This is a genomic window from Roseovarius sp. B08 (genome assembly GCF_051417955.1).
Taxonomy (GTDB): Bacteria; Pseudomonadota; Alphaproteobacteria; order Rhodobacterales; family Rhodobacteraceae; genus Roseovarius.
The window spans coordinates 1,571,903-1,593,760 of the sequence record NZ_JBPRLW010000001.1 but is presented as its reverse complement, the minus strand read 5'-3'; the positions used below and the strand labels follow the sequence as shown (position 1 = coordinate 1,593,760).

The 21,858-nt window shown below is 65.9% G+C and carries 19 protein-coding genes and 1 pseudogene; 6 read left to right on the top strand and 14 right to left on the bottom strand.

The features are described from left to right. Nucleotides 1-64 precede the first annotated feature (64 nt). On the top strand, nucleotides 65-229 hold the full coding sequence (locus tag ACSQ76_RS08065) for a hypothetical protein (RefSeq protein WP_437156169.1): 165 nt from the start codon (nucleotides 65-67) through the stop codon (nucleotides 227-229). Next, the gene (locus ACSQ76_RS08060; protein ID WP_437156168.1) at nucleotides 190-768 is read left to right on the top strand and encodes a hypothetical protein; all 579 of its coding nucleotides are present in this window, start codon (nucleotides 190-192) and stop codon (nucleotides 766-768) included. The genes ACSQ76_RS08065 and ACSQ76_RS08060 overlap by 40 nt, the downstream gene beginning before the upstream one ends. Here ACSQ76_RS08060 and der read toward each other — a convergent pair. From der to ACSQ76_RS08045, 3 genes and pseudogenes are all read right to left on the bottom strand, one after another. Further along, nucleotides 765-2,227: pseudogene (gene der, locus ACSQ76_RS08055) on the bottom strand (ribosome biogenesis GTPase Der). The gene ACSQ76_RS08060 and the pseudogene der sit on opposite strands and share 4 nt — an antisense overlap. An 82-nt stretch (nucleotides 2,228-2,309) precedes the next feature. Then, nucleotides 2,310-3,641 carry an outer membrane protein assembly factor BamB family protein gene (locus ACSQ76_RS08050; protein WP_437156167.1) on the bottom strand — a complete coding sequence of 444 codons (1,332 nt, stop codon included), beginning with the start codon at nucleotides 3,639-3,641 and terminating at the stop codon, nucleotides 2,310-2,312. A 56-nt stretch (nucleotides 3,642-3,697) separates the two neighbouring features. After that, nucleotides 3,698-4,375: a hypothetical protein gene (locus ACSQ76_RS08045; RefSeq protein ID WP_437156166.1), complete on the bottom strand. Its 678-nt coding sequence runs from the start codon at nucleotides 4,373-4,375 to the stop codon at nucleotides 3,698-3,700. Nucleotides 4,376-4,611: 236 nt separating this feature from the next. Between ACSQ76_RS08045 and ACSQ76_RS08040 the strand changes: the two genes are divergently transcribed. Beyond that, the gene (locus tag ACSQ76_RS08040) at nucleotides 4,612-5,949 is read left to right on the top strand and encodes an efflux RND transporter periplasmic adaptor subunit (protein ID WP_437156165.1); all 1,338 of its coding nucleotides are present in this window, start codon (nucleotides 4,612-4,614) and stop codon (nucleotides 5,947-5,949) included. Beyond that, the gene (locus tag ACSQ76_RS08035; RefSeq protein ID WP_437156164.1) at nucleotides 5,946-9,839 is read left to right on the top strand and encodes an efflux RND transporter permease subunit; all 3,894 of its coding nucleotides are present in this window, start codon (nucleotides 5,946-5,948) and stop codon (nucleotides 9,837-9,839) included. Before ACSQ76_RS08040 ends, ACSQ76_RS08035 begins: the two co-directional genes overlap by 4 nt. A gap of 23 nt (nucleotides 9,840-9,862) precedes the next feature. Here the strand turns inward: ACSQ76_RS08035 and ACSQ76_RS08030 are convergent, their stop codons facing one another. Next, nucleotides 9,863-10,078, bottom strand: coding sequence for a hypothetical protein (locus ACSQ76_RS08030; RefSeq protein ID WP_437156163.1), 216 nt, complete (start codon nucleotides 10,076-10,078; stop codon nucleotides 9,863-9,865). A 284-nt stretch (nucleotides 10,079-10,362) separates the two neighbouring features. Further along, nucleotides 10,363-12,180, bottom strand: coding sequence for an ABCB family ABC transporter ATP-binding protein/permease (locus ACSQ76_RS08025; RefSeq protein ID WP_437156162.1), 1,818 nt, complete (start codon nucleotides 12,178-12,180; stop codon nucleotides 10,363-10,365). A gap of 166 nt (nucleotides 12,181-12,346) precedes the next feature. Between ACSQ76_RS08025 and ACSQ76_RS08020 the strand changes: the two genes are divergently transcribed. Then, entirely contained in the window at nucleotides 12,347-12,472 is a 126-nt protein-coding gene (locus ACSQ76_RS08020; RefSeq protein ID WP_437156161.1) for an entericidin A/B family lipoprotein, read from the top strand. 8 nt (nucleotides 12,473-12,480) lie between these two features. Here ACSQ76_RS08020 and ACSQ76_RS08015 read toward each other — a convergent pair whose 3' ends face one another. Further along, nucleotides 12,481-14,571 (bottom strand): hypothetical protein, encoded by a 2,091-nt coding sequence (locus ACSQ76_RS08015; RefSeq protein ID WP_437156160.1) that lies wholly within the window; start codon nucleotides 14,569-14,571, stop codon nucleotides 12,481-12,483. Between the two features lie 102 nt (nucleotides 14,572-14,673). On the opposite strand from ACSQ76_RS08015, the gene ACSQ76_RS08010 reads away from it, so the two are divergent. Then, nucleotides 14,674-15,225 carry a TIGR00730 family Rossman fold protein gene (locus tag ACSQ76_RS08010; RefSeq protein WP_437156159.1) on the top strand — a complete coding sequence of 184 codons (552 nt, stop codon included), beginning with the start codon at nucleotides 14,674-14,676 and terminating at the stop codon, nucleotides 15,223-15,225. Here the strand turns inward: ACSQ76_RS08010 and ACSQ76_RS08005 are convergent. From ACSQ76_RS08005 to ACSQ76_RS07970, 8 genes are all read right to left on the bottom strand, one after another. Further along, on the bottom strand, nucleotides 15,186-15,512 hold the full coding sequence (locus tag ACSQ76_RS08005) for a hypothetical protein (RefSeq protein WP_437156158.1): 327 nt from the start codon (nucleotides 15,510-15,512) through the stop codon (nucleotides 15,186-15,188). The genes ACSQ76_RS08010 and ACSQ76_RS08005 overlap by 40 nt on opposite strands. Further along, nucleotides 15,449-16,081, bottom strand: a complete 633-nt coding sequence (rarD, locus tag ACSQ76_RS08000) for an EamA family transporter RarD (protein ID WP_437156157.1) — start codon at nucleotides 16,079-16,081, stop codon at nucleotides 15,449-15,451. The genes ACSQ76_RS08005 and rarD overlap by 64 nt, the downstream gene beginning before the upstream one ends. A gap of 75 nt (nucleotides 16,082-16,156) precedes the next feature. Further along, a complete protein-coding gene (locus tag ACSQ76_RS07995) occupies nucleotides 16,157-16,756 on the bottom strand; it encodes a superoxide dismutase (RefSeq protein ID WP_437156156.1) in 600 nt (199 codons plus the stop codon). A 222-nt stretch (nucleotides 16,757-16,978) separates the two neighbouring features. Beyond that, a complete protein-coding gene (locus ACSQ76_RS07990) occupies nucleotides 16,979-17,548 on the bottom strand; it encodes a sarcosine oxidase subunit gamma (protein ID WP_437156155.1) in 570 nt (189 codons plus the stop codon). Next, nucleotides 17,541-20,567 carry a sarcosine oxidase subunit alpha family protein gene (locus ACSQ76_RS07985; RefSeq protein ID WP_437156154.1) on the bottom strand — a complete coding sequence of 1,009 codons (3,027 nt, stop codon included), beginning with the start codon at nucleotides 20,565-20,567 and terminating at the stop codon, nucleotides 17,541-17,543. Before ACSQ76_RS07985 ends, ACSQ76_RS07990 begins: the two co-directional genes overlap by 8 nt. Continuing rightward, on the bottom strand, nucleotides 20,564-20,893 hold the full coding sequence (locus tag ACSQ76_RS07980) for a sarcosine oxidase subunit delta (protein WP_437156153.1): 330 nt from the start codon (nucleotides 20,891-20,893) through the stop codon (nucleotides 20,564-20,566). Before ACSQ76_RS07980 ends, ACSQ76_RS07985 begins: the two co-directional genes overlap by 4 nt. A gap of 102 nt (nucleotides 20,894-20,995) precedes the next feature. Then, entirely contained in the window at nucleotides 20,996-21,229 is a 234-nt protein-coding gene (locus ACSQ76_RS07975; RefSeq protein WP_306129289.1) for a hypothetical protein, read from the bottom strand. Between the two features lie 219 nt (nucleotides 21,230-21,448). Further along, nucleotides 21,449-21,796: a hypothetical protein gene (locus ACSQ76_RS07970; RefSeq protein WP_306129288.1), complete on the bottom strand. Its 348-nt coding sequence runs from the start codon at nucleotides 21,794-21,796 to the stop codon at nucleotides 21,449-21,451. Between the last annotated feature and the right edge of the window lie 62 nt (nucleotides 21,797-21,858).

Genomic DNA, 21,858 nt, shown 5'->3' with positions numbered 1-21,858 from the left:
ATTTGCAAGAGTCGGCAGCGAAATTCCGTCAAGCCGCCTCCCGCAGCGAAAAATGAGAGGCATCATGTTCAAGGTCAAGGCCGTCTTCGCGCTCGTCGCCGCCATTCTCTTCGCCCTGTCCCCGGTCTACAGCGCCGGCTTCAACGGGTTCAGCGCCGACCAGTTCCCGATCCCGCAGGACAACCCCCGGTGCAGCCCGCGGGCTATGCTTTCTCGATCTGGGGGCTGATCTATATCTGGCTTCTGGCCGGGGCGCTCTTCGGGCTCTTGAACCGCCACGACGATCCCGCCTGGGACACCATGCGCTGGCCCTATATCGCCAGCCTCGTCATCGGCGCGGCCTGGATCCCGGTGGCCAATATCAATCCCGCCTGGGCGACGGTCCTGATCTGGATCATGTGGGCCACCGCAGCGCTGGCCTTCCTGCGCATGGGGCACCGCGACCGGATCTGGCTGCGCGCGCCCATAGCCCTTTATACCGGCTGGCTCACGGCGGCATCCTGCGTGGCGCTCGGCCTCTTTCTGGCGGGCTACGGCTATGTCTCTGAACAGACCGCCGCCCTCGCCATGATCGCGCTTGCCCTCGTGCTGGCCGCCATTCTGCTGACGCTGCGCCCCGACACGCCGGAATACGCCGTCGCGGTCGTCTGGGCCCTGATCGGCATCGGCGTCGCCAATGCCGAGCCCGTCAACTGGCCGGTGCTGGCGCTCTGCGCCGCGGGCCTCGTCGCATTGTCGGTGCTGGCCCTGCGCACGTCCCGCGCCTAGCCCTGCCCGCGCCCCTTGATGTGCTTGCGCAGCTTCGACGGCCCGGCCTTTTTCTTGGCCTTGTAGGGGTTCTTGTCCGACTGTGACCGCAGGGTCAGGCGGATGGGCGTGCCCGGCATGTCGAAATCGTCGCGCAACCCGTTCACCAGATAGCGCGAATAGCTCGCCGGCATCTTGTCGGGATGGCTGCACATCACCACGAACCCGGGCGGCCGTGTCTTGGCCTGGGTCATGTAGCGCAGCTTGATGCGCCGCCCGCCTGGCGCGGGGGCGGGTGCGCCTCCAGCATCCCCGTCAGCCAGCGGTTGAGCCGCGCGGTGCTGACCCTCCGGTTCCACACGTCATAGGCCTTCTCGACCGCGGCACGCAGCCGGTCCAGCCCCTTGCCCGTCTTGGCCGAAACCGTCACCAGCGGCGCGCCGCGCAGCTGCGGCAACAGCCGCTCGAACGCCTCGCGCAGGTCGCGCAGCTTGCCCTGCTTGTCGTCTTCGATATCCCACTTGTTCACCGCCACGACCACCGCCCGACCCTCGCGCTCGGCCAGGTCGGCGATACGCAAATCCTGCTGCTCGAACGGAATGGCGGCGTCCAGCAGAACCACCACGACCTCGGCGAATTTCACCGCGCGCAGCCCGTCGCTCACCGACAGTTTTTCCAGCTTTTCCTGTACCTTGGCCTTCTTGCGCATCCCCGCAGTATCGAAGACCCGCATCGGCAGCCCGTCCCAGTCCGTCTGCAACGAAATCGCATCCCGCGTGATCCCGGCCTCCGGCCCGGTCAAAAGCCGGTCCTCGCCCAGGATCCTGTTTATCAGCGTGGACTTGCCCGCGTTGGGCCGCCCCACAACCGCCACCTGCAGGGGGCGCGCCTTGGTGGGCTTGCGCACACCGTCGGGATCGGCCTCGCCATCCTCGTCCACGGCCACGTCCACCTCGGGGGCTTCCGCCTCGGCCCGCTCGGCATAGCCGTCGGCCAGCGGCAAAAGCGCGGTGTAAAGGTCGTGCATCCCCTCGCCATGCTCGGCCGACAGGCGAATGGGCTCACCCAGCCCCAGGCTGTAGGCCTCCAGCACACCGGCATCCGCCGCGCTGCCCTCGGACTTGTTGGCGGCGACAAAGACATGGTCCGCCCGCTTGCGCAGGATCTCGGCGAACATCTCGTCCAGCGCGGTCACCCCGGCCCGCGCATCGATCAGGAACAGGCACACATCGGCCATGTCCACCGCCCGCTCGGTCAGCTTGCGCATCCGGCCCTCGAGGCTGTCGTCGGTGGCATCCTCCAGCCCCGCGGTGTCGATCACCGTGAAGCGCAGGTCGGCCAGCCGCGCATCCCCTTCCCGCAGATCGCGCGTCACGCCGGGCTGGTCGTCGACCAGCGCCAGCCGCTTGCCCACAAGCCGGTTGAACAGCGTGGATTTGCCCACGTTGGGGCGGCCCACGATTGCCAGTGTGAAACTCATCTTGTCAGGCTCCGGATCGGATGAACCGCGCGGACCCTGCGCATCAGGGCCCTTGAGGCCGCCCAGTTACACCATGTCCGGCTTAACGGAAAGCCATCAACTGGCCCTTGGACGACACGACATAAAGCGTGCCTCCGGCCACCACCGGGTTGGTCGTCGCTCCGCCCGGCATCTGCACCTGGCCCAGCGCCGCGCCGTTCGTGGGGTCATAGAATCGCATCAACCCGTCGCTCGACGCGATGATCAGGCGGCCACCGGCAATGATCGGCCCGTGATGGGCAAATATCCGCGCCTGTTTCTTGGGCTTCGACTTGGTGAAGAACGGCAGTTTCACGCCCCACAGCCGCCGCCCGTCGGATTTTGCCAGCCGCAACAATTCGTTTCGGTCCGACACCATGAAGATGGAATCACCCGCCGGCCACACCCGGTTCAGCGGTCCGTCCGCTGCAGTCCACAGCCGCTCGCCATTGCCCAGGTTCAGTGCCACGGTCCGCCCGGTATGATTGCCCGCAAAGATCGTGTTGCCGTCGATCACCGGGTCGCCGGTGACATCGGCGATCTGCCCGCTGGAATAGCCCTGCCGCCTGCCCGCGATCTGCGCCGTCCAGCGCCGCAGCCCGCCTTTCAGGAACGCGCCCTGCACCTCGCCCGAGCCGAAACCGAAGACCACGTACTTGTCCGTCACCGCAGGCGACGGCGCGCCCAGAACGTTCTGGATGTCCGGCGTCGCCTCCAGCTGCCAGGCGATGCGGCCGTCGGTGCGGTCCAGCGCCCAGGCCAGCTCGTCGCCCGCCACCACGTAAACCAGGTCGCCCGCCACCGTGGGGCTGCCCGATCCGGTCGCGCGCAGGTTCTGCTGCCATTGCTGGGTGCCTGTCGAAGCATCCAGCGCGGTCAGCAGGCCAAAGCCGGACGACACGAAAAGCTGTCCGTTGTCATAGGCCAGACCGCCGCCGCTGCCATCGATGCTGCTGTCGTTCGCGGGCACCAGGTCGCGGGTCCAGACCTGCTGGCCCGCGGTGGTAAAGGCCGAGACCTGCGCTCGTGCATCGAGCGTGTAAACCATGCCACCGCCCACCACCGGGTCGGCGGTGATGCGCGACTTGCGCCCATCGCCCTGCCCGATGTTGGCCGTCCAGGCCAATTGCGGCGTGCCGCGCAGCGCCGGATGCGCCACGCGGGTGCGGGCGTTGGAAATACTCTGGGCCCAGCTGGCGTTGCTACGGGCCGCCGGCAGGGCCAGAGGCGGCACGCTGCCCGTCACCGTCTGCGCCGCCAGATCCGGCTCGCCCTGCTCGGTCTGAAGGATCTCGCTGATCTCCTGGCGTTCGCCGGTCAGGATGTTTTCCTTCTTGGTACAGGCCGCGACGAGGCACAGCGCACTCAGGCCAATCACTCCCGCTAACGTCTTCACCGCTGTCGCCCCCGTACTTGTCCTCGCGTCGGCCCGGGTCCGGGCCTGGGTCACGCCTAGTTGCCGTCGGTCGTGCCGCCCGGCTCCTCTTCAATGTCACCGTCCAGCGCAACAATCAACTGCTCGGCGCGCCGACGCAAGCCCGCTGTGGCTTCCGCACTCTCGTAGATCCCGCGCAGCCGCTCCAGCGCAGCGTCCCGGTCGCCGGCCTCCAGATCGACCAGCGCAAGCTGCTCCTCGGCCAGCAGACGCACGATCCCGCCGCTCGCCGCCATGCCTTCCAGCCGGGCGCGCTTGTCCTCGTTGCTCAGGCCCGACCCGGGCAGGGCCACGGCCTTCAGGGTCGCGATCTGGCGATAGACCAGCGGAACATCGGGCGAATCCGCCAGCGTCAACAGCTGCTCGACCGACTCCGGGGCAATCTCCGCCCCGCTCTCTCCCGCCGCCAGCAGCCCGACAATGGCCTTCGCCCCGCCGGTTTCGGGCTGGATGGCGTCCAGCGCCGCGGTGCGGGCCGCGCGGTCCTCCTCGCCCAGCGCCGCGATGATCGCATCGCCCAGCGCCTGCGCCTCGGCCCGCTCCTGCGCCTTGTGCCATTCGTTGTAGGCCGCGCCGCCCACCAGCAACAGGACCGCCAGAATGCCGATCCATCCGTACCGCTTGAAATTCCGGTACAGGCGGTCGCGGCGAACCTCTTCGGTCACCTCGTCGATGAAACTGTCAGACTGGCTCACTCCGGGCTGCCTTTCCTTGCGATTTCGCCCCTCTTACCGTGTCGTTCCGGCCCTGCCAAGGGGCGCGCGGCCCGCTCTGCCGGCCAGCGCCCGCACGGACCCGTAGACCGGCTTGATCATTCCGCTGAAAAGAACTAATCTGAACTCGATAGTTCAGCGCATAACGCACCAAGACGCATGGCCTTGCGGGCCAAGTGCCTGTAAACACATGTAGACGACGCTCAGAAAGCCTTTCCATGCGACTGTTTCCCATTCTCGCCGCCATTTTGGTCAGCGCAATGATCTATGCCCTCGTGATGGAACGCGAGCGCATTGCGGCACTTTTCGCCGCAGAGGGGGATACCGAACAGACCGCCGCGGTCACGCCGGAGACCGAAGAGGCCGAACCGCTCGCCGAAACCGAGGCAGAACGCGATGGCACCGTCGGTGTCGTCGCCCTGCGCTCCACCGCCCGCACCATCGACAGCGCCGTCACTGTAAGGGGCCAGACCGAGGCCGACCGCCAGGTCGAACTGCGGGCCGAAACCGCGGGACAGATCGTCTCGGATCCCATTCGCAAGGGCGCCTTCGTGGACGAAGGCCAGACCCTCTGCCAGCTCGACCCCGGTACGCGCGAGGCCAACCTGGCCGAGGCGCTGGCCCGCCTGGCCGAGGCCAAGTCCCGCATCCCCGAAGCCGAGGCCGCCGTACCCGAGGCCGAGGCCCGCATCGAGGAAAGCCGCGCCCGCCTGGTCGAGGCCCGCGCCGTGCTCAGCGAGGCAGAGATAAACGCCAACGCCGCCGACAAACTCTCCACCGACGGCTTCGCCTCGCAAACCCGCGTGGCCCAGACCAAGGCCGCCGTCGAAGGCGCCAAGGCCCAGATCACCAGCGCCGAGGCCGCACTCAAGGCGGCCCAATCCCGACAGGAAACCGCCGCCGCCGGCATCGAAGCGGCCCGCTCCGGCGTACAAAGCGCCGAGGCCGCCGTGGCCTCCGCCCGCAAGGAAATCGACCGGCTGACCATCAAGGCGCCCTTCTCCGGCCTGCTGGAATCCGACACCGCCGAGCTTGGCAGCTTCCTTCAGGCCGGCACGCTCTGCGCCACCGTGATCCAGCTCGATCCGATCATGCTGGTGGGCTACGTCCCCGAAACCGAGATCGGCAAGGTCAGCCTCGACGCCCCCGCCACCGCCCGGCTGGCCTCGGGTGGCACCGTCAAAGGCACCGTTACCTTCATCTCCCGCGCCGCCGATCCCACCACCCGCACCTTCCGCGTCGATATCCGCGTCCCGAACGAGGATCTCTCCCTGCGCGACGGCCAGACCGCCGAGATCCGCATCGACTCCGCAGGCGTCAAGGCGCATCTCCTGCCGCAATCGGCCCTCACGCTCGACGATGACGGCGCTCTCGGGGTCCGCATCGTGACCCCGGACAAGACGGCCCGGTTCAAGCCCGTGACCCTGCTGCGCGACAGCCCCACCGGTGTCTTCGTCACCGGCCTCGACGAGACCTCCGACGTCATCATCATCGGTCAGGAATTCGTCGCCGACGGCGTGCCGGTGAAACCCGCCTACCGCGAGGCGATCCAATGACCGGAATCGTCGACTGGGCCTCGCAACGCGCCCGGATGGTGATCGCCTTCATCATCCTGTCGATCGTCGCCGGGACCACAGCCTACATATCCCTGCCCAAGGAAGGCGAACCGGATATCGAGATCCCGGCCCTCTTCGTCTCGGTCAACTTTCCCGGCATCTCGGCCGAGGATTCCGAGAAACTGCTGGTCAAGGTCATGGAAACCGAGCTTTCAGACCTCGACGGCCTGAAGGAAATGACCGGCACGGCCGCCGAAAACTATGCCGGCGTGGCGCTGGAGTTCGAATTCGGCTGGGACAAGACCCGGATCATGGCCGACGTGCGCGACGCCATGAACGCCGCCGAGGCCGACTTCCCCGAAGGCGCTGAGCAATACACGATCAACGAGATCAACTTCTCCGAGTTTCCCATCATCATCGTGTCGCTTTCCGGCCCCGTGCCGGAACGCACGCTGGCCCGCATCGCCAAGGACCTGCAAGACCGCCTCGAAGGTCTGGAACCGGTGCTCGAGGCCGGCATCGCCGGCAACCGCGACGAGATGGTCGAAGTGGTCATCGACCCTCTGCGGCTCGAAGCCTACAACGTCACCGCGAACGAGCTTCTGAACGTCGTCCAGAACAACAACCAGCTCATTGCCGCGGGCGAGGTCGACAGCGCCCAGGGTGCCTTCTCGGTCAAGATCCCCTCCTCTTTCGACGACACCCGCGACATCTACGACCTGCCCGTCAAGACCAACGGCGACCGCGTCGTGACGCTGGGCGATCTTGCCCGTATCAACCTCACCTTCGAGGACCGCGCCGGCACCGCCCGCTTCAACGGCGAGACGGCCATTGCCCTGCAAGTCGTCAAGCGCAAGGGCTTCAACATCATCGACACCGCCGCGCTGGTGCGCGAGGTCGTGGCCGAGGCCGAGGACAACTGGCCGTCCGAACTCCAGGTCGCGGTACAGGTCGACACGTCCAACGACCAATCGCGCATCATCGCCTCGATGGTTTCGCAACTCGAAGGCTCGGTGCTGACCGCCATCGCGCTGGTGATGATCGTCACGCTGGCCGCTCTCGGCATCCGCCCCGCCCTTCTGGTGGGTTTCGCCATCCCCACCTCGTTCCTGCTCTGCTTCGCGCTTCTGGCGGTGATGGGCGTGCCGGTGTCGAACATCGTCATGTTCGGCCTGATCCTCGCCGTGGGCATGCTGGTGGACGGCGCCATCGTCGTGGTCGAATACGCCGACAAGCGCATCGCCGAGGGCGAAGGCCCGATGCACGCCTACGTGGCCGCCGCCAAGCGCATGTTCTGGCCCGTGGTCAGTTCCACCGCCACCACGCTCTGCGCCTTCCTGCCGATGCTCTTCTGGCCCGGCGTGCCGGGGCAGTTCATGATGATGCTGCCCGTCACGCTCATCTTCGTGCTCTCGGCCTCGCTGTTGGTGGCGCTGGTCTACCTGCCCGTCATGGGCGGCGTCACGGGCCGCATCGAACGCTGGTTCACCCAGCGGATCGACTCCATCGCCACCACACGCTGGTATCTCCATATCGCGCTCGCCGTGCTCGCCGTGGGCGGCCTGATGCTGGCCGGTCAAGCCATTGGCCCCCTCGCCCAGCAGGCCGGGGCACAGTTCGCGGGCATGGACGGCGGCAACATTCTCGGCTCGGTCATCCCGTCGCTGCTCACCGCATTCGGGCTGGGTCTGGGCATGGTCATCGCCGGCGGCGTGGCCCTCGCCGGCGCGCTGACCGCGCTCCTTTGCGTGCTTGCGCTGTTCCGCCGCTTGTCGCTCTTGTGGCAAAGCCTCGACGCCTGGCAGGCGCGCAAGCTGCCCTTCCCGGTGGCCCGTGGCCTGATCTTCGCGGCCGCCGCCATCGGCGTCGCCTGGGCCTCGGGCATCGGCTGGACCGCCGCGATTATCGTCGCCCTGATCGTCTTTGGCGCCATCGCCATCGGGCAATACACCCGACTGCACCGCGCCCGGCGCGTCGACGCGGGCTACCGCCGCTCGCCCTTCGGCTGGGTGATCCATGCCATCGCCGCCAACCCGATCATGCCGCTGGTGGCCTTCTGCGCGATCTTCGTCTTCGTCGGCTCGGTGCTGATGTACTACGTGAACAACAACAACGGCACCGAGTTCTTCGTGGAATCAGAGCCCGAGAACGCCATCGTCTACGTCCGCGCCCGCGGCAACCTCTCGATCGGCCAGAAAGACGCGCTGGTCCGCGAGGCCGAAGCGGTCGTGCTGGCCCATCCCAACGTCCTCTCGGCCTTCTCCTTCGCCGGCGATGGCGGGCTCAACAACAACACCGGCGGCGCGCAGCCCCCGCTCGACACCATCGGCCAGGTCCAGTTCGAGCTGATCAAGTGGGAGGACCGTCCGACCACCTATGAGACGTGGTTCACCATCCCGGTCCTCGACTATGACGTGCAGCGCCGCGTCAACGACCCCGTGGCGGACGGCGAACGCACCATCGACCAGCTGACCGCGCAGCTTGAACAGATCCCCGGCATGAAGGTCGAGATCCTGTCGCTCGAACAGGGCCCCGCCTCGGCCAAGCCCGTGCACCTGCGCCTCAAGGGCGACAACTGGGAAGAACTGCAAGCCTTCACCGCCGCGGCCCGCGAGAAGTTCGAGGGCACCCGCGGGCTGGAACTGATCGAGGACACGCTTCCCCTGCCCGGCATCGACTGGCAGATCGACGTCGACGTGGAAAAGGCGGGCCGCTTCGGCGCCGACGTGGCCACCGTGGGTGCGATGGTCCAGCTGGTGACGCGCGGCATCCTGCTCGACACCATGCGCGTGCCCTCCTCGGACGAGGAAATCGACATCCGCGTCCGCCTCCCCGAGGAGGACCGTGTGCTCTCGACCCTCGACACGCTCAAGGTCCGCACCAATGACGGCCTCGTGCCGCTGTCGAACTTCATCACCCGCCAGCCGGTGCCGAAACTGGCCCAGATCGACCGCGTCGACCAGACCCGCTATTTCGATGTCAAGGCCGCCGTGACGGACGGGCTCACCGTCACCACCACCGGCGAAAACGGCGAGGAAACCCAAGCGCCCCTCACCGCCAACGAGCGGATCGAGACCCTCACCCAGTGGCTCGAAACCACCGACATGCCGCGCAGCGTCTCCTATGAATGGACCGGCGACGCCGAGGACCAGGAGGAATCAGGCACCTTTCTGCAACAGGCCTTCCTGGGCGCCCTGGGGCTGATGTTCATCATCCTGCTGGCGCAGTTCAACTCGGTCTACAACGCCATTCTCGTGCTTCTCGCGGTGGTGCTTTCGACCACCGGCGTCCTGATCGGGATGCTCGTGATGAATCAGCCGTTTTCCATCATCATGACCGGCACCGGAATCGTCGCGCTCGCGGGCATCGTGGTGAACAACAACATCGTGCTGATCGACACCTACCAGGAATATTCCCGCTACATGCCGCGGATCGAGGCGGTCACCCGCACGGCAGAGGCGCGCATCCGCCCCGTCCTGTTGACCACGATCACCACCATGGCGGGCCTTGCCCCGATGATGTTCGGCCTCAGCCTCGATTTCTTCGCCGGCGGCTACACGTTCAACAGCCCCACCGCGCTCTGGTGGAAGCAGCTGGCCACCGCGGTCGTCTTCGGCCTCGGCATCGCCACGGTGCTCACGCTGGTCTTCACCCCTCCATGCTGGCCCTGCGCATCTGGGCCACCACCTACGTCCTCTGGGGCGCCCAGCTTCTGGCCAAGCTCTCCTTCGGCCGCACCAGCCGCGCCGCACGCGACTGGGCCCTCTCGCGCCAGGCCGCCCGCGTCCGCGCGCCCGAGATCATCTGGACGGAAAGCGTTTCCGATGTCGCGTACCAGGACGACACGCCCAGGGACAAATCCCTCCGTGCCGCCGAGTGACCCTGTGTAGGGTGGGTGAAAACCCACGTCCCCTCACGCTTCATGCTCCGACGCCAGGTGCAGCGACACGATCCATTGTCCGTCAGACGTCTCGCCATCAAAGACCACTTCCTTGCCAACCTGCAATGCCAGCCAAAGCCCGGGAAAATCGGACTTCCTCGCCCGGAACAGGGGATTTGCGGCCGTCGCGCACCAGATATGCGCGACATCTCCATCTTCCGAGAAATACAGAATCGTCCCGCGGTACATGTCACCTCTTGCTCAGCGCGCCGTCAGCGTCGGCCGTTCGCACCAAAACCAGAAGTAACTCGTAAAAACGCGGCCAGGGACTCGCGCTCTACCGCATGTCGCCCAAACTGTTCCACAGGAAAATAGCCGGATGACGCGACGTATCCAGCAAAGAAAATCCAAGCCTTCAAACAAGGGAAATTCGTCCGCAGGACCGGGGCGCGACGCGCGGTTTTTCGCCGGTGCGGGCCGCCTTGTCCTCCACGACGCGCCTCATGCGCCCGGCCCGTGCTCTCTTTGGCGAATCAGGCCGCCCGCTCCCGCTCGCTGGCCTGCCGCGCCCACAGGCCGGCATAGCGACCCTCACGCGCCAACAGCTCGGCATGGGTGCCTTCCTCGACGATCTGTCCGTCTTCCAGCACCACGATCCGGTCGGCATCGGCCACCGTCGACAGCCGGTGCGCAATGGTGATCACCGTGCGCCCCTCGCCGGCCCGGCGCAGCGCGTCCTGGATCTCGCGCTCGGTCTCTGTGTCCAGTGCCGACGTGGCCTCGTCCAGCAGCAGGATCGGCGGGTCCTTCAGCAGCGTGCGCGCAATGCCCACCCGCTGCTTCTCGCCACCCGACAGCTTCAGCCCGCGCTCGCCCACCTGCGTCTCATACCCCTTCGGCAAGCTCTCGATGAATTCGTGGATCTGCGCCGCCTTCGCCGCCGCCTCGATATCGGCCTGCGTGGCCCCCTCGCGGCCATAGGCGATGTTGTATCCGATCGTGTCGTTGAACAGCACCGTGTCCTGCGGCACCACGCCGATGGCCGCGTGCAGGCTTTCCTGTGTCACGCCGCGCACGTCCTGCCCGTCGATCTCCAGCGCCCCGCCGCTCACGTCATAGAACCGGAACAGCAGCCGCCCGATCGTGGACTTGCCCGACCCCGACGGCCCCACCAGCGCCACGGTCTCGCCCGCCGCCACGGTCAGAGAGATGCCGTGCAGGATCGGTCTTTCGGGGTCATAACCAAACGAGACGTCCCGAAACCGCACCGCCCCGCCTTCGATTTTCAAACCTTTTGCATCCGGATCGTCGGTCACATCCGGCGTTTTCTCTAACAAATCGAACATTTCCGCCATATCGACCAGGCTCTGCCGAATCTCGCGGTATACCGTGCCCAGAAAGTTCAGCGGCATGGTGATCTGGATCATGTAGGCGTTGACCATCACGAAATCGCCCACCGTCAACGCGCCGCTCTGCACCCCCATCGCGGCCATCACCATCACCGCCACCAGCCCGCCGGTAATCAGAAAGCTTTGCCCGACATTCAGGAAGGCCAGCGAATAGGATGTCTTCAGCGCCGCCGTCTCGTAGCCTTCCATCGCGCGGTCATACCGCGCCGCCTCGCGCCCCTCGGCGCCGAAATATTTCACCGTCTCGAAATTCAACAGGCTGTCGATGGCTTTCTGATTGGCGTCGGTGTCCTGCTCGTTCATCCGCCGACGCAGCTTCACCCGCCACTCCGTCACCTTGAAGGTAAAGATCGTGTAGGCCGCGATCACCCCCATGACCACGGCAAGGTACGAAAAGTCGAACAGCGTCCACAGCACGACGCCGATCATCAACAACTCCAGAATCAACGGCCCGACCGAGAACAGCAGGAACCGCAGCAGGAATTCGACGCTCTTCACGCCGCGCTCGATGATCCGGCTCAACCCGCCGGTCTTGCGCGTCATGTGAAAGCGCATCGACATCCGGTGCACATGCTCGAACGTCTCCAGCGCCAGCCGCCGCAGGCCGCGCTGCGCCACGGGGGCGAAAATCGCGTCGCGCAACTGCTGGAAGCCGACGTTCATCAGCCGCGCCATGCCATAGGCCACAGTCAGACCGATGGCGCCCGCGCCCAGCATCCACGCCGCCGTCTCGCCCTCCCCGGCCAGCTTGTCCACCGCCGCCTTGTAGAAAAAGGGCGTGCCCACGGCCACGACCTTGGCCATGACCAGCGCGATCATCGCCAGCACCACCTTGCGCTTGGCCCAGGTCTGCCCCTCGGGCCACAGGTACGGCGCCACGCGCCGGATCACCTGCAAGCCGTTCTCAGGCATTTCCGTCGCTGTCGTGGGTCTTCGCCGCATCTGGTCTCCTTCGCTTGTGCGTCACATAGGCCAAGCCCGTTCCCAAGGCCAGACGCACCGCCGCACAGGAGTGTCGCAGTTTCTGCATTTGCCCCGGAACCAAACCCGGCGTCCCGCGTTTCCGTGCCAAGCGCAGGCAACGTGCCTCGGTAAACGGAGAAAGAACATGCGTTTCATCGCAGCTCTCACTGCCCTTTTCGCCCTCGCCGCGTGCGAGACGACCGAAGGGTTCGGGCGCGACCTGTCCAACCTCGGCGACAGCATCGAGGAAGAGGCCGAAGAAAACGATTGAGCCCTCTTTCAGGCGGCGTCGTGATCCCCGATCCAACCTTTATCACGGCGTTTGCCAAGGAAAGTTACAAAGGCCCCGGCGCATCCCGCGTCGGGGTTTTTCCTTGCCGGGCCTACTCCGCATGGTCGGGTATGGTAAAGACCTGCCCCGGATAGATCAGGTCGGGGTCTCGGATGCGGTCGCGGTTGGCCTCGAAGATCCGCACATACTCGATCCCCTCGCCGTAGTTGCGCCGCGAAATCCCCCCACAGCGTGTATCCCGGCTGCACCGTCACCGCCTGCACCAGCTTGCCCGCCTGCGTGGCTTCGGCCAGCAGAGTCTCGTCCTCGCGCTTGAACGGTGTCTCGACCCGGCTGGTGACGTTGCCGTCGGCATCCACCTCGTCGATCCGCAGCGTATAGACGCCGGTATCCACCTCCGGCAGGTCCGACTGCCAGCTGCCATCCGCCTCGATCCGCGAGGTCGTGACCGGCGTGTTGTCCAGGTAGACCCGCACGAACCCGTCCTTGGCGCCCCGGCCGGACAGTTCAACCTCGCCGGTGTCGGAATAACTGATCGCGTCCAGCGCCACGACAGACATCACGTCGGGGCGGGCATCGCCCGGCGCGGGTTGGATCACGCGCACGCCATCCGCGTCGGACATCAGCACCGCCGCCCCCGGCGCATCATCGCTGACGTCGCTCGCGCCATCGCCAGTGCCTTCGGCGGCAGGGCTTTCGCCCGCCGTATCGCTGTCCTGCCTCGTCCCGGCCTCCCCCGTCACCGCAGCCGTCACCGTCTCGTCGTCCCCGGCGCCCGTGGTGTCGGTTTGCTCCGTGCCGGCCGCATCCTTCGCCGCGTCTTCGCTTCCTGCCCCTGTGGCGGCGGCGGCTTGATCCACTCCGGCGGCGCCTGTCGCCGCGTCGCCGTCTTCGGTCTGCATGGAAACGGCGGCCTGATCCGTCCCCGCATTGTCCGGCGCCGTGGCGTCACCTCCTGTGCCTGTGGTGGCGGCTTGCTCCGTACCGGCCTCGCCCGCAGCCACGTCGTCCCCTTCGGCCTCGGTGGCAGCGGCAGTCCCGGCCCCGTCAGCCGCACTGTCCGACTGCAACTCGGACGCAGTCCCGGTCTGCGCCCCAGTCTCTCCACCCTCGGCTTCTGCCTCCGGCGTAGCGGCCCGCGCCTCGCTCTCCTGCGCGGCGGCCGACGTCTCACCGTCGCGCGCCGGTGCCGCGGGGTCAGACAGCGCCGCCGTTCCGATCTCGGGCGCGGCCTCCTCCTCCACAGCATCCGCCACGGTGTCTGCGCTCGTCCCGTCCGGCTCCACGGCCTCTACCGGCTCGGCAGCCTGCATTGTCGTGTCGGCAGGCGCCACGGCCTGCGCCTCGTCATCAGACGTCGCACCCTCCGGCCCCGAGGCCTCCAGCGCCGCGACCGCATCCCCGCCGGCCACGTCCGGCTGCCTCGGCGCCCGCAGCGGCGCGATGATGATTTCCCCTTCGCTGACAACATCTTCGCCCGTCTCCGGCGAACGCATGCTCAGCGACAGTACCCGAGGCTCCTCGCTCGGGTCGACCGTCACGAACTCCACGAACTCGCCATTGCCCTCGGGCACGAAACTGCGCAGCACGTCGCGGTCCAGCCGGATCGCGGTTTCCCAGCCCGGCTCGGCCCGCCCGGCCACCAGCATCTGGCCATCCGGGTCCAGCCGAAAGGTGTTGACCTTGGGCGGCGCCGGCATCTCCGGCGCCGTATCGGCGGTCTCGGCCTCCGGGCGCTCTGCCGCGTCAGCCTCTGTTGTATCTGTGGCCTCGGCCTTCGCCGCGTCCTCCGCCTCCCTGGTTCCGGTCTCCGCCGTCTGCCCAGCCTGGCTCCCGGCGCTATCGGCCGGCGCCTTCCCCTCGCTCTCAGGAGCCGTGCCCGCACCGCTCTCCGCAGTTGCGGTCTCCGCCGTGGTCGCGTCGGAACTGTCGCCAGTGCCGCCCGTCCCCCGCTCCGGTGCATCCAGATCAGGATCGAAGACGCCCGCAACGTACAGTCCGACCACGACAACCAACGTCCCGACCGCCCCCGTGATCGCGGTACCGTATCCTCCGGCCATGCCAGACTGCTTGCTCATATCCCGTTATCCCCCGACCGCGCCGACAGCTCTGCGGTTGCAGGAGTTTAGCAACACCGGCTAGAACGGTCAAAACAAGCCCCTCCAGCCATTGGTGATTTCATGTCCAAGCGTTCCGTCTGTGTCTTTTGTGGCTCACGCAAAGGGCAAAACCCGGCCTACGAGGCCGCGGCGACGGAACTTGGCACCGCCCTTGCGGAACACGACATGCGGCTGGTCTACGGTGCAGGCGACGTGGGCCTGATGGGCGCCGTGGCGCGCGCCGCCCAGGCCGCCGGGGGCGAAACCTTTGGCGTCATCCCCGACCACCTCGTGAAATGGGAAGTCGGCAAGACCGACCTCACCCGCTACGTCGTCACCGAGACCATGCACGAGCGCAAGAAAGTCATGTTCATGAACTGCGACGCGGTTGTGGTCCTGCCGGGCGGCGCAGGCTCGCTCGACGAGTATTTCGAGGTCCTGACCTGGCGCCAGATCGGCCTGCATGAAAAGCCTGTTTTCCTATTGAATGCCGAAGGCTACTGGACAAAGCTCATCCAGCTGATCGACCACGTCATTAATGAGGCTTTCGCTGACACCTCCCTACGCGACTACACAACAGTCGTCGACACGGTTCAGGACCTGATGGAGGGCCTTGGTGCCACCGGCCGGTAACGCCAGCGCGCCAGGCTGTAGAGCGCCAGCGCGGTCCAGATCATGACGAAGGCGACCATGTGCCAGCCGGTGAAAGCCTCGGCAAATATCAGAACCGCGACGGCGAATTGCAGGCTGGGATTGAGGTAGGACAGCACGCCCACGCTCGCCAGGTCGATCCGCCGCGCGCCATAGCTGAACAGGATCAGCGGCGTGGCCGTCATCGGCCCGGCCAGCATCAGGGTCAGCGCCAGCGCCCAGGATCCCCCGTCACCGCCCCGCCCTGCACCGCCGACCAGACCAGCCATGCCAGTGCCGGGGTCGCCAGCAGCAGCGATTCCGCCGTCACGGATACGACCGGGCCCACATCCAGGTGCTTTTTCAACGCGCCATAGGCGCCGAAACTGGCCGCGATGCTCAGCGCGATCCACGGCGCCACACCCAGGCCCGCGGTCAGAACGGCGACGGCCAGCGCCGCCAGCAGCACCGCCAGCGCCTCGGCCCGGCGCAGCCGTTCGCCGAAAAACAAAAGCCCGAACAGCACCGCCACCAGCGGGAAGATGTAGTATCCCAGCGACGCCTCCAGCGCCTGCCCCGACTTGATGGCCCAGACGAACAGCATCCAATTGAGCGCGATCAGCACCGACGCTCCGGCCAGGATGCGCAACGTGCCGCGCCCGCGCAGCACGCGCAGCGGTGCACCGACCCGGCCCTGCACACCGAGGATCAACAGGAAGAACACCGCGCCCCAGAGCGTGCGATGCGCCAGAATGTCCAGCACCGGCAGCCCCGCCAGCAGCTTGTAGAACAGGCCGGAAAGCCCCCAGATGGTACAGGCCAGGATGATGGCGCCGACGCCCTTGGCGGTTTCGGTCATGCAGGGTGGCTCCGACAAGAAAACCCCGGCCAAGCGGCCGGGGGCTGAAATCAGATGATTGGAGGTCGCTGGCACCTACATGCGCGAGGCGACGTTTTCCCAGTTTACCAGCTTGTCGAGGAAGTTCGACAGGTAGTCGGGCCGCTTGTTGCGGAAATCGATATAGTAGGAATGCTCCCACACGTCACAGCCCAGCAGCGCGGTCTGGTTGAAGCAGACCGGGTTCACGCCATTCTCGGTCTTCGTGACCTTCAGGCTGCCGTCGGTGTCCTTGACCAACCATGCCCAGCCCGAGCCGAACTGACCGCCACCGGCGGCCTTGAACTCGTCCTTGAACTTGTCGACCGAACCGAAGCTGTCGTTGATCGCCTTCTCCAGCTCGCCCGGCATCTTGCTGTCCTCGGGCGTCATCATTTCCCAGAACTGGTTGTGGTTCCACAACTGGCTGATGTTGTTGAATATACCCGACTGCGCGACAGCGTTGGGGTCATAGGTGCCCTTGATGATCTCTTCCAGAGACTTGCCGTCCCACTCGGTCCCTTCGATCGCCTTGTTGCCGTTGGTGACATAGGCGTTGTGGTGAATGTCGTGGTGGTACTCCAGCGTCTCCTTCGACATGCCTTTGCTGGCCAGCGCGTCATGTGCATAAGGAAGATCGGGAAGTTCAAAAGCCATTTGGGGCCCCCTGTTCTTTGAGGTGATATTGCGCGACTACATGGTAGCCTTCGAGGATCAACGTCAAGGCTGTTGTTTTGTTCCTGCGCTGCGGGCGGGCTGTGCGCGGGCGCAGAGCCTGAAAAAACCGCATGATCGTCAGACCTACGTAGGGTGGGTTTCCAACCCACCGCCCCACACAACAGAAACCACGCGCCCGTCGCTGGAACCCCGTGCAGATCCTCAGGCGAAAAGCCCCGTCTCGCCCCCCGGCTCCGCCGCATCCTTGAGCAGGTTGAACGCATATTCCGCCACCGAGCGGAAGCAGACCACCCGGATCGTCTCGCCATCCACCATCCAGAACGCCGCCGCGATCTGCGCCATGCGCGTCAGCCGGATCTGCCCCGGCTCGAACGCGCCGGGTGCCATATCGACGGGACAGAGCTTTGCGATGATCTCGCGCGCGGCCTCGCCCGTCAGCTGGAACACCGCCCGCGCGTCCGACACGTTGACGGCCAGGAAATGCTCGCCCTTCAACGCCGTTTCCAGCGCCGCCAGCGCGTCACCGACACCCTCATAGGGCACCATGAGCAGCAACTCGTCCGGCGACATCCACGCCGCGCCCTTGTCGCCCGACACCGCGATCTCGCGCTGTCCGGGCAGGTCCACGCCGCAGGCTTCCTTGACGGCTTTCTTCATCTTGGCCGACGACAAATCCCCGCGCAGCGTGATCATGCCCACCAGGCCCATCTCCCGGACCTCCACGTAGCCTTGATAAACCGCGCCTTGCAAAGCACTGACAGCCTTAGACATTCTGCTTCTCCCCTTCAGGGTCATAGAAGACCGCGCTGACGATCTTGGTGGGCACCGTGGTGCCGTCCACCTTGGCGAACTCGATCACCTCGCCCATCCGGTCCGGGCCATGCTTGACCAGACCCATGGCAATCCCCCGCTCCAGCGTCGGCGAATAATAGGTCGAGGTCACCCGCCCCTGCACGTTGCGCTGCCCGTTGGCATTGTCGCCCTCGGCCACGCAATAGGCCCCATCGGGCAGGACCGATCCGTCCACCGTCTGCAAGCCCACCAGCTGCCACCGCTCGGGATCGACCATATGACTGCGCTGTTGCGCGCGCTTGCCGATATAGTCGTCCTTCTTTTTCGAGATGGCCCACTGCATGCCAAGGTCCTGCGGAATGATCGTGCCATCCGTCTCGTCCCCGATCATGATGAAGCCCTTCTCGGCCCGCATCACGTGCAGCGCCTCCGTGCCGTAGGGCATCACGCCGAACTCTTTCCCGGCCTCCAGCAACTGATCCCAGAACGCCCGGCCCTGGCTGGCCGGCACGGCGATCTCGTAGCTGAGCTCGCCCGAGAACGAGATCCGGAACACCCGCGCCTTGACGTCGCCAAACTCGATGTCCTGCCACGCCATGAACGGCAGCGCCTCGGCGCTCAGGTCCGCATCGGTCAGCTTTTCCAATGCTTTACGGGCATTGGGCCCGACCACGCCGATCTGCGCGTATTGCTCGGTCACGTTGGCGACATAGACCTTCCAGTCCCACCACTCGGTCTGCAACCACTCTTCCATATGCGCATGAATGCTGTCGGCACCGCCCGTGGTGGTGTGGCACAGGAACGTGTCCTCATCCAGCCGCGCCACCACGCCGTCATCCATCAGGAACCCGTTCTCGTTGCACATCAGGCCATAGCGGCAGCGCCCGGGCTTCAGCGTGCTCATCATGTTGGTATAGAGCATGTCGAGGAACCTGCCCGCATCCGGCCCCTTCACGATCAGCTTGCCCAGCGTGGACGCATCCAACAGGCCAAGGCTGCCCCGCGTCTGGTTGATCTCGCGCTTCACGGCCGCACCAATCTCCTCGCCCGGCGACTTGCGGAATGTATAGGGACGCCGCCAATGGCCCACCGGCTCCCAATAGGCGCCGTTCGCCTCGTGCCAGTCATGCATCGGCGTCTTGCGCAGCGGCTGGAATATCTCTCCCCGCGCCTCGCCCGCGATCGACGCCATGGAAATCGGCGTATAGGGCGGCCGGAACGTGGTCGTACCGGTCTGCGGAATCGGTTGATTCAATGCATCAGAAAGGATCGCCAAGCCGTTGATATTGCTCAGCTTGCCCTGGTCCGTCGCCATGCCCAGCGTGGTATAGCGCTTGGCGTGCTCGACGCTTTCATACCCTTCGCGCGCCGCCAGCTGCACGTCCGACACCTTAACGTCGTTCTGGTAATCCAGCCACGACTTCATCCGCAGCTTCACGTTGGCGCCCTGCGGCATCATCCAGATCGGCTGAATGACGTTGCTCTGCACGCCCTCCGCCTTCGGTTTCTCGGCCTTCTTCGGGGTCTTGCCCACCGCCTTGGCCGCCGCACGGCCCGCATCTTCGGCATCGGCCAGCACCGCGCCCAACTCCATCTCGCCACTCGCGGTTCCGGCGGTCGACACGAACGCCTCGCCCGCCGCCCCCGTGGGGGCCTTTTCCGGGTCGGGCCGGAACATCGCCTGTGTCTCGTCCCACAGCAATTTGCCGCCGCAATGCGACCACAAATGCACCACCGGCGACCAGCCGCCGGACATCGCCACCGCGTCGCAGGCGATCTCTTCCGTGACCGCGCCCTCGCCGGCTTGTGCACAGATACCCACACCGGTCACGCGCTTGCCGCCCTTGACCGATGCAATCCCCTTGCCGGTCTCCACGCGGATGCCCGCGGCCTTGGCCTTTTCGGCCAGCGCGCCCGCGCCCGCCGCCCGCGCGTCAATGATTGCAGGCACGTCGAGGCCCGCCGCCTTCAGCGCCAGCGCGGTCAGGTAGGCGTCGTCGTTGTTGGTCACCACAACCGTACGGTCCCCGACGGAAACCCCATAATTTACGACGTAATCGCGCACCGCCGAGGCCAGCATCACGCCCGGCACATCGTTTCCAGCAAAGCTCAGAGGCCGCTCGATCGCGCCTGTCGCGGTCACGATCCGGCCTGCACGAATGCGCCACAAACGGTGCCGCGGCCCCTTGGCTTTGGGTTTGTGATCGTTCACCCGTTCATAGCCAAGAAGGTAGCCGTGGTCGTAAACGCCCGCCCCCATCATGCGCAACCGCATGGTCACGTTGGACATTTCGCCCAGCTCGGCGAGCAGTTCATCCACGAACTTATCCACAGGCCCATCGTTGACAGTCGCATCGTAAAGCGGACCATCCACCGGCGTCCGTCCGCCCCAGGCGGCAGTCTGCTCCATCAGCAGCACCTTGGCACCCGACGCCCCCGCCGCACGGGCCGCCATCAGCCCCGCGACACCGCCGCCGATCACCACCACGTCGTAGAACGCGTAAAGATGTTCGTACTTGTCGCCATCCTTGTCCTTGGGCGCCTTTCCCAGGCCCGCGGACTGCCGGATGAACGGCTCATAGACGTGCTTCCACAGCGGGCGCGGATGGATGAACATCTTGTAATAGAACCCGGCAGGCAGGAACCGCGACAGCTTCGCGTTCACCGCCCCCACATCGAACTCCAGGCTCGGCCAGTGGTTCTGGCTCGTCGCCTCCAGCCCGTCGAAAAGCTCGGTGGTCGTCACCCGCTGGTTCGGCTCAAACGTCTCGCCCCGGCCCATGTTGACCAGGCCGTTGGGCTCTTCCCCGCCCGACGCCACGATCCCGCGCGGGCGGTGATACTTGAAGGACCGGCCCACCAGCATCTGGTCGTTGGCCAGCAGGGCCGAGGCCAGCGTGTCACCCTCGAAGCCCTTCAACCGCTTGCCGTTGAAGGTGAATTCCATCGCGTGCGCCTTGTTGACCAGACGCCCGCCCGTTGCCAGACGCGTGCTCATGAAAACTCTCTCCAGCTCCAGCCCGGCACCCGGGCCGAGATCTTGTCCTTGATGTCCTTCGGCGGCTCGGTGGTCTGCGCCGAATAGGTCCCGTAAACCTCCAGCGTCACCGTGTTGCGCGCGGCGTGAAACCACTTGCCGCAGCCGTTGCTGTGCCGCCAGCGTTCCAGGTGCACGCCCTTGGGGTTCTCGCGCTGGAACAGGTAGGCGTGAAAATCGTCATCGCTCGCACCGGGTCCGAACCGCTTCAGATGCGCCTCGCCGCCGCCTGCGAACTCGGTTTCCTCGCCCTTCACCCCGCAATAGGGACATTCCAGGATCAGCATGCCATCCACCTTTCCATGTTGTCTGCGCCAGGCACGACAAAGGCGGGCACCACATGGCACCCGCCCAAGCAATTGCAATCAGTTCCGCCGACGCGGAACGTGTTATTCTGCGACAGCGCCCGTGCTTGCCACGCCGTCCGCCGGCGTGTCCGGCACGATGAAGCCGTCCGGCACGTCGGACAGGTCCGGCACGGTGCCGTTGCCCAGCGACCCGGCAAAGACCAGCGCGCCCAGCGCGACGACAACGACGAGGACCCAGAAGAGGCCTGCACTGCCCGCGTCATGGACAGGCATGCCGTAGCCGCGCCTCTGCTGCCATTGTTCGTGGTCAGACATCTCTCGAACTCCTCATGGTGGGAGTTCAACCATGCGCCTGTCGGATGATGCGCGGAAGCACCGGCAAAACCCCGCGCAGGGTTTGGGCCGGTTCCTGCAACTTTCGCGGGAAGGGATGGGCCGCTTTCCGCCAAGTGTGGGCATACCGACACAGGGGCGTCACACACCCCTGCGCCGAGCCACGCAAACAGGTCGGGGCCGGTTGCGGCCCCGAAACCGTTATTGCTGGGTTTCGCCTTCCACGTTTTCGGCAGCGCCCTCGACGTTCTCGGCAGCGCCTTCGACTTCTTCAGCCGCGCCTTCGACAGCGTCGGCGGCGTCGTTGGCCGCGTCGGCGACGCCGTCGGCTGCCTCGTCAGACGTTTCGACCGAAACATTGACATCGGACGCTTCGCCACCGTCGCCCGCGGTGTCGGCGCCGTCGCCACCGAACATGATCCATGCGATGATGCCGACAGCGATGACAAGGCCGCCCACGATAAAGGCCATGGTTGCGCCGCCACCGCCGCCTCCGCCACCGGAATGCTGCGGCGGGGGTGTCGTATTGTTTGTATTGTAATCGGACATCTCGGTTCTCCGTTCCTTCTGGAATCCGACACCCTAACGCCCAATATGGCTCGGCGGTTCCC